Annotated in this window: 5 protein-coding genes; 4 read left to right on the plus strand and 1 reads right to left on the minus strand. The window is 51.8% G+C overall.

The annotated features are described in order from the left end of the window. Positions 1-2,560 (plus strand): excinuclease ABC subunit UvrA (gene uvrA, locus HWQ67_RS11780; protein WP_425340723.1); only part of this gene is annotated, 2,560 nt, incomplete at its 5' end. A 147-nt stretch (positions 2,561-2,707) separates the two neighbouring features. Here uvrA and HWQ67_RS11785 read toward each other — a convergent pair. Beyond that, on the minus strand, positions 2,708-3,661 hold the full coding sequence (locus tag HWQ67_RS11785) for a carbohydrate kinase family protein (protein ID WP_218252888.1): 954 nt from the start codon (positions 3,659-3,661) through the stop codon (positions 2,708-2,710). A 390-nt stretch (positions 3,662-4,051) separates the two neighbouring features. Here HWQ67_RS11785 and HWQ67_RS11790 point away from each other — a divergent pair, with 390 nt between their 5' ends. From HWQ67_RS11790 to HWQ67_RS11800, 3 genes are all read left to right on the plus strand, one after another. Continuing rightward, positions 4,052-4,321 (plus strand): hypothetical protein, encoded by a 270-nt coding sequence (locus HWQ67_RS11790; RefSeq protein ID WP_218252889.1) that lies wholly within the window; start codon positions 4,052-4,054, stop codon positions 4,319-4,321. A gap of 248 nt (positions 4,322-4,569) precedes the next feature. Next, the gene (locus HWQ67_RS11795) at positions 4,570-5,355 is read left to right on the plus strand and encodes a DsbC family protein (protein ID WP_218252890.1); all 786 of its coding nucleotides are present in this window, start codon (positions 4,570-4,572) and stop codon (positions 5,353-5,355) included. A 160-nt stretch (positions 5,356-5,515) separates the two neighbouring features. Further along, positions 5,516-5,827, plus strand: a 312-nt coding sequence (locus tag HWQ67_RS11800) for a CCDC90 family protein (protein ID WP_218252891.1), incomplete at its 3' end; no start/stop codon positions are given.

A 5,827-nucleotide genomic window follows, 5' to 3' on the forward strand; every position in this document is an offset into this window, starting at 1 on the left:
GGTCCCCTTGCGGGAGGGGTCTGAGGGGAGGGCGGAGCCGCTCCCCTTCTTTTCTTTGCCGTTTTCTAATATGCAGGACAACATAGTAATAAAGGGTGCCAGGGAGCACAACCTCAGAGACATAGACCTTAGCATCCCCCGGGGGAGGCTGATCGTCGTGACCGGGCCATCGGGTTCGGGCAAATCGTCCCTTGCCATCGATACGGTCTACGCCGAGGGACAGAGGCGCTACGTCGAGAGCCTGTCGGTGTATGCGCGACAATTCCTGGGGGAGATGCAAAAGCCTGACGTGGACTCCATCGAGGGCCTGTCTCCCGCCATCGCCATCGAGCAAAAGACCATCTCCAAAAGCCCGCGTTCAACCGTGGGCACACTCACGGAGATATACGACTACCTGAGGGTCCTCTACACGCGCATAGGCAAACCCTACTGCCACCAATGCGCCATCCCGTTGATGTCGCAGGACACCGAAAGCCTCCTGACCGTAATCAGAACGCTTGCCACAGGGACAAAACTCCAGATACTCTCCCCCATCGCACAACAACGCAAGGGGACGTTCAAAAAAGAACTCCTCGCCATCAGAGGCGACGGCTACGTGCGTGCCAGGATCGACGGCGAAATGGTTGACCTCACCGAAGACATCAACCTCAACAAAAATAAACGCCACACCATTGAAATCGTCATCGACAGACTCGTCATAAAAAGCGGCATCGAACGAAAACTCAAAGAAGCAGTCAACGCAGCCATGCGCTTTAGCAGCGTGGTGATAATCAACCTCATTGAAGAGGGTCGTGACATCCTGCTCAGTAAGACGATGATCTGCCCAAAGTGCGGTAACAGTGTACCCGACCTGACGCCGATGTACTTTTCGTTTAACAGCAACCTTGGCGCCTGCCCCCGGTGTAAGGGGATCGGATTTGAAAACCTCGGCGAGGACGACACCCCCAACGTCCTGACCCCGTGCCAGGGCTGCCACGGCCTGCGTCTGAACAACGAGGCCCTCAGCATCAGGATAAACGACCTAAACATCGGGGAGGTTTCGTTGCTGTCAATTGCGGACGCCCACGAGTTTCTCAGTACGCTGCCACTGAGCGAGCGGGATGCCTTCATAGCGTCACGGATACTGAGGGAGCTTACGGACAGGCTGTCGTTTCTGGAACGTGTCGGGCTGGACTACCTGGCACTAAACCGTCTGGTTGCAACGCTCTCCGGGGGCGAGGCACAGCGGATGAGGCTTGCCACGCAGTTGGGGTCGAGTCTGTCGGGCGTGTTGTACGTCCTGGATGAGCCAAGCATCGGCCTTCATCCAAGTGACTGCTCAAAGCTCCTGGACAGCCTCAAGGATATCAAAAACGCCGGTAACACGGTTATCGTTATCGAGCACGACGAGGAAACGATCCGGTTTTCGGATGTGATCATAGACATGGGGCCGGAGGCTGGTGTACGAGGCGGTCTGGTCGTGGCAATGGGGACGCCGGAGGAGATCGCCGCAGATGCCCAGTCCCCAACCGGGCGGTTTCTATCAGGCGCCGCTGTCATCGGTGTTCCTGAGCATCGCCGGACCGCCAGGGGGCACGTCGTCATAGCCGGGGCGTCGGAGAACAACCTCAAGGACGTCACGGTATCTCTACCGCTTGGGGTTTTTGTATGCGTGACGGGTGTCTCCGGCTCCGGCAAGAGCACGTTGGTCATCGACACACTCTATCCGGCCCTGATGAACAGCCTATACGACAGCGGGCTCGCCGTTGGCAGGCACGAGGCCATCACCGGCATTGACGCCATCAACAAGTGCATCAGCGTCGATCAGTCCCCCATCGGCAAAACGCCACGGTCAAATCCATCGACGTATGCCGGGATGTTTACGTACATCAGGGAGCTGTTTGCCAACACCATGCAGGCACGCAGCCGTGGATACACCACCTCGCGGTTCAGCTTCAACATCACGGGTGGTCGCTGCGAAGACTGCAAGGGGGCCGGCATAAAGAAGTACGAAATGCACTTCCTCCCCAATGCCTACGTCCAGTGTGAGGTCTGTGACGGCAGCAGGTTCAACAGGGAGACCCTTGAGGTCGTATACAAGGGCAAGACGATTGCCGAGGTCCTGGCCATGTCCGTCAGTGAGGCCAGGGAGTTCTTCCTGCCGATAACGCCGCTGCGTCAGACGCTGTCTCTGCTGGAAGAGGTGGGGCTTGGCTACATACATCTTGGACAGGCTGCCGGCACACTCTCAGGTGGCGAGGCGCAGAGGCTCAAGCTGACACGGGAGTTAGCCAAACGTGCATCCGGCGATACCATCTACCTGCTCGATGAACCAACCACGGGGTTACACTTTGTCGATATCGACCGACTGTTGCAGATCATACATCGACTCGTTGACATGGGCAACACGGTGGTCGTCATCGAACACAACCTTGATATCATCAAGTCAGCCGACTACATCATCGACCTCGGCCCCGCAGGAGGCGCACAGGGCGGATACGTCATTGCAACAGGGACGCCGGAAGAAATTGCAGCAAACGACGCATCCATGACAGGCCGGTTTCTCAAAGGCAAGCTGTAGGAAAAAGAAAGAACCATAATCCCCGCTCATTTGGCACGGGCCAGCCCCCCACTGAGCCGGGGGAACTTAGCCGGGGGCGGCTCGCCCAGCGCTGACCCCTTGACCCCTTTACAGGCATTGGTCAGACACAAAAAATATATGTCACCCCTAGTAAGCCGCCTTGCCAAAGGCTGCCTCAAATCGCTGATTGAACGTCTCACGAGTGAAGCGGAAGTTCTGCGTTCCGTATGTTTCTACCGAAAATGATGCGGCTGTGGAGCCAATCATGGCGGCATGTTCGAGGTCGGCCCCGGGCATGAGCAGGCCCTTGAGCAACCCACCCCTGTAGGCATCTCCGGCCCCCGTGGGGTCACAGACGTTTTCAACCGTCACGGCAGGGATATCCATCTTGTCCAGGTGTCCGTTGTCATATCTTGTTATGGTAGAGCCAAACTCGCCCTTGGTGGTGATGATTATTTCGGCCATCTGAGCAAGCTCCTGAAGGGAAGCAAAGGCTTTTTCCATAGTCAGTTGCAGTTCGTAGTCGTTGCTGATAAAAATTTTGGCCCCCGAAATCATTTCGGTCAGTTGTTCTTTGTTCCACATGGGCAGGGACTGTCCGGGGTCAAAGATGTAGGAGATGCCTTTTTGCTTATAAACCTTGATAAAATCATACATATCATCGAGATTTCCCGGGGCTACAATAGCGATGGCCTTGTCTGGTTGGACAAAATCGAGGTCGAACTTTGTGGGGAACTTCATAGCGCCTGGGTTAAAAGCGGTTATCTGGTTATCGGCCTTGTCGGTGGTGATGTATGCCCCAGCGGTTAATTCTTCGTCGATGATGACTACATTGTGGGCTGGTATGTCGCACTGTCTGAGCCATTGCCGGTAGGGTTCAAAGTCTCGTCCGGCTGTGGCAATGACGTTTGGCGTCTCACCCAACAGGGAAAGGGTATAGGCAATGTTGCCCGCAGTGCCGCCAAAGTTCTCCTTTAACCCGTTGATCATAAAGCATACGTTTAATATGTGTATCTTATCCGGTAAAATATGGTCTGCAAAGCGTCCCGGAAAATCCATGATCCTGTCATAGGCCAGAGAGCCTGAAACAAGTATATTCATACAACATGTCTCCTTATAAGGTAATCTTCAAGATGTGCACACTCATCCATATGTTTCTATATTAAGCGAAATCACCTTATTTTTACCATCATACAGAAAAGAGTGCCCAAACACAGAGGGACAACGCTGCCCCCCTGTGTGTTAAATATTTTTGTTGGGGAAGGCATATGGATGCACAGGCATCGGTTGGGTTGTGCCGTTGCTCAGAGTACAATGACAACGACAGGGATCAGGCCATCCTTCATCAAAAATACGGGTAAATGATATAAGCTCCTATCCCACCAGCGTTTTTTTTATCAACAACCCCTCGACTTGACATTCATAATATCATGAGGTTAGATTACGATAAACCAGGGCTGATCTGGAGCTAAAAAGAAAAGGGGTAATAGTATGGAAGAAAAAGGTAAGGACAAGGCACCTGAAACTCAAGGCTCAGGCAACAGTGAGTTTGACGTGTTTGACTCAACGTTCAGACAAGCCTCAAAGGCATTTGAGGTGCTGAACAAGTTGACAAAGCAGAACATAGAGAGCAATATTGACGTATCGCTGGATTGGTTGATAGTCTCTGCCTGGAGCAACCTGGACAGGATGAAGAAGCTCCAGGATGAGATGACATCACGCCTGACGGAGGCCAAAAAGATAGCCGGTCTGATGAATTGATACACATGTGTACTAAAAAATCATGTGTAGCTTCGTCAAAGCACAGGAGTGAGGGGGCTTGCTTGGTTGCTGCTCCCCTCGCTGCTCCATTTATAGGCATTTTTATTACCGCTTGTTACCCACCAAAAATTTATGCACCCGATTTGAGATTTGACAAGAACGCAAAGGTTTTGTTAAATTAATCATACCTGTGGCAACCTGACTGGACCAACAGGGAGGTAAAAAAAAAAATTTGAAGGAGACACAACGTGTACAAGAGATTAACACTGTGGCTATGTGTATTTGTCCTTGCACTATCGGCACAGGCCTACGCAAAGGACACTGATGAGGCTGCCAGGGAGGCCTTTACCAAGCTATTTCCAAAGGTAAAAGTGGATGCGGTTACAGAGACAGAGATGAAGGGCGTTTATGAGATAGTAGTTGGTATTGATATTGCCTATTTTCATCCTGAAACCGGCACACTGATCTTAGGTGAGTTACGCGGCAAAGATGGCAAAATGTTGACACGGGAAAGAAAAGATGCCATATCGGCATCCAAGGTAAAGGATTTACCGCTGGATAAGGCCCTCAAGATAGGCAAAGGCAAGAACACCGTAATCGAGTTTACAGACCCAGACTGTCCATTCTGCAGAAAGCTCTCCGAGGTTCTGTCCAAACGTGACGACATTACAAGGTATGTATTCCTGTTCCCGTTGGTGCAGATACACCCAAAGGCAATGGATAAGGCCAAGTACATCCTGTGTGCTGAGGACAAGGCCAAGGCCCTCGAGGAGGTCATGGCCGGAAAGCATGACGATGACAAGTTTGAAGTCTGCAAGGATGAGGCGATAGAAAAGAAAGTTACTGAAAATCTCGAACTCGGTGCCTCTATCGGGATCAGCGGTACCCCATATCTGGTTGTCAATGGTGAGATTGTGCAGGGTGCAGACATCAAGCGCATAGAAACCCTGTTGGCAGGCAAGGAGGAAAAGAAGGAGGAAAAGAAAGACTCCTCAGGCGAACCTAAAGCGGAAAAAACAGAAGAAAAGAAATGAGAGGGTAGCTCCTAACCATTAGGGCAATGGTCAGCAGTTGCCATATAAGTAACGGCACACCGGCTGGTGTCTCATTAACACAAGATAAAGATACTGGCCGGTTGCTTTTTATTTCGCTGATATTGTATGCTAAATATCTATAGGATAAGTTATGTTGGTTATGTTTGATACATTTAAGACGGTCAAGAGTCTTAGGAATGCCGGTTTCTCTGAGGAACAGGCCAGGAGTCTGACCGATGCCCTGCTTGAAATACAATCCGCAAGTCTGGAGCATCTTGCAACAAAAACAGACCTGATGCTTACAAAAACGGAACTAAGAGACAAAATCGCCGAGGTCAGAGACGAAATCGCCGGGGTCAGGGCTGAAGTCGCAAAGGTCAGAGAAGACCTGGCAAGACTCGAAGGCAGGGTCAACACAAGGTTCTCCGATATGGAAGGCAAGTTTGACACAAAGCTCTCTGACTTCGAAGGC

The sequence above is a fragment of the Candidatus Magnetobacterium casense genome, from assembly GCF_019173545.1.
In the GTDB taxonomy this organism is placed as follows: Bacteria; Nitrospirota; Thermodesulfovibrionia; order Thermodesulfovibrionales; family Magnetobacteriaceae; genus Magnetobacterium; species Magnetobacterium cryptolimnobacter.

Bases quoted from the DNA above. Each gene is read 5' to 3' on its own strand.
- HWQ67_RS11785 (WP_218252888.1), bottom strand. From the start codon at position 3,661: ATGAATATACTTGTTTCAGGCTCTCTGGCCTATGACAGGATCATGGAT.
- HWQ67_RS11790 (WP_218252889.1), top strand. From the start codon at position 4,052: ATGGAAGAAAAAGGTAAGGACAAGGCACCTGAAACTCAAGGCTCAGGC.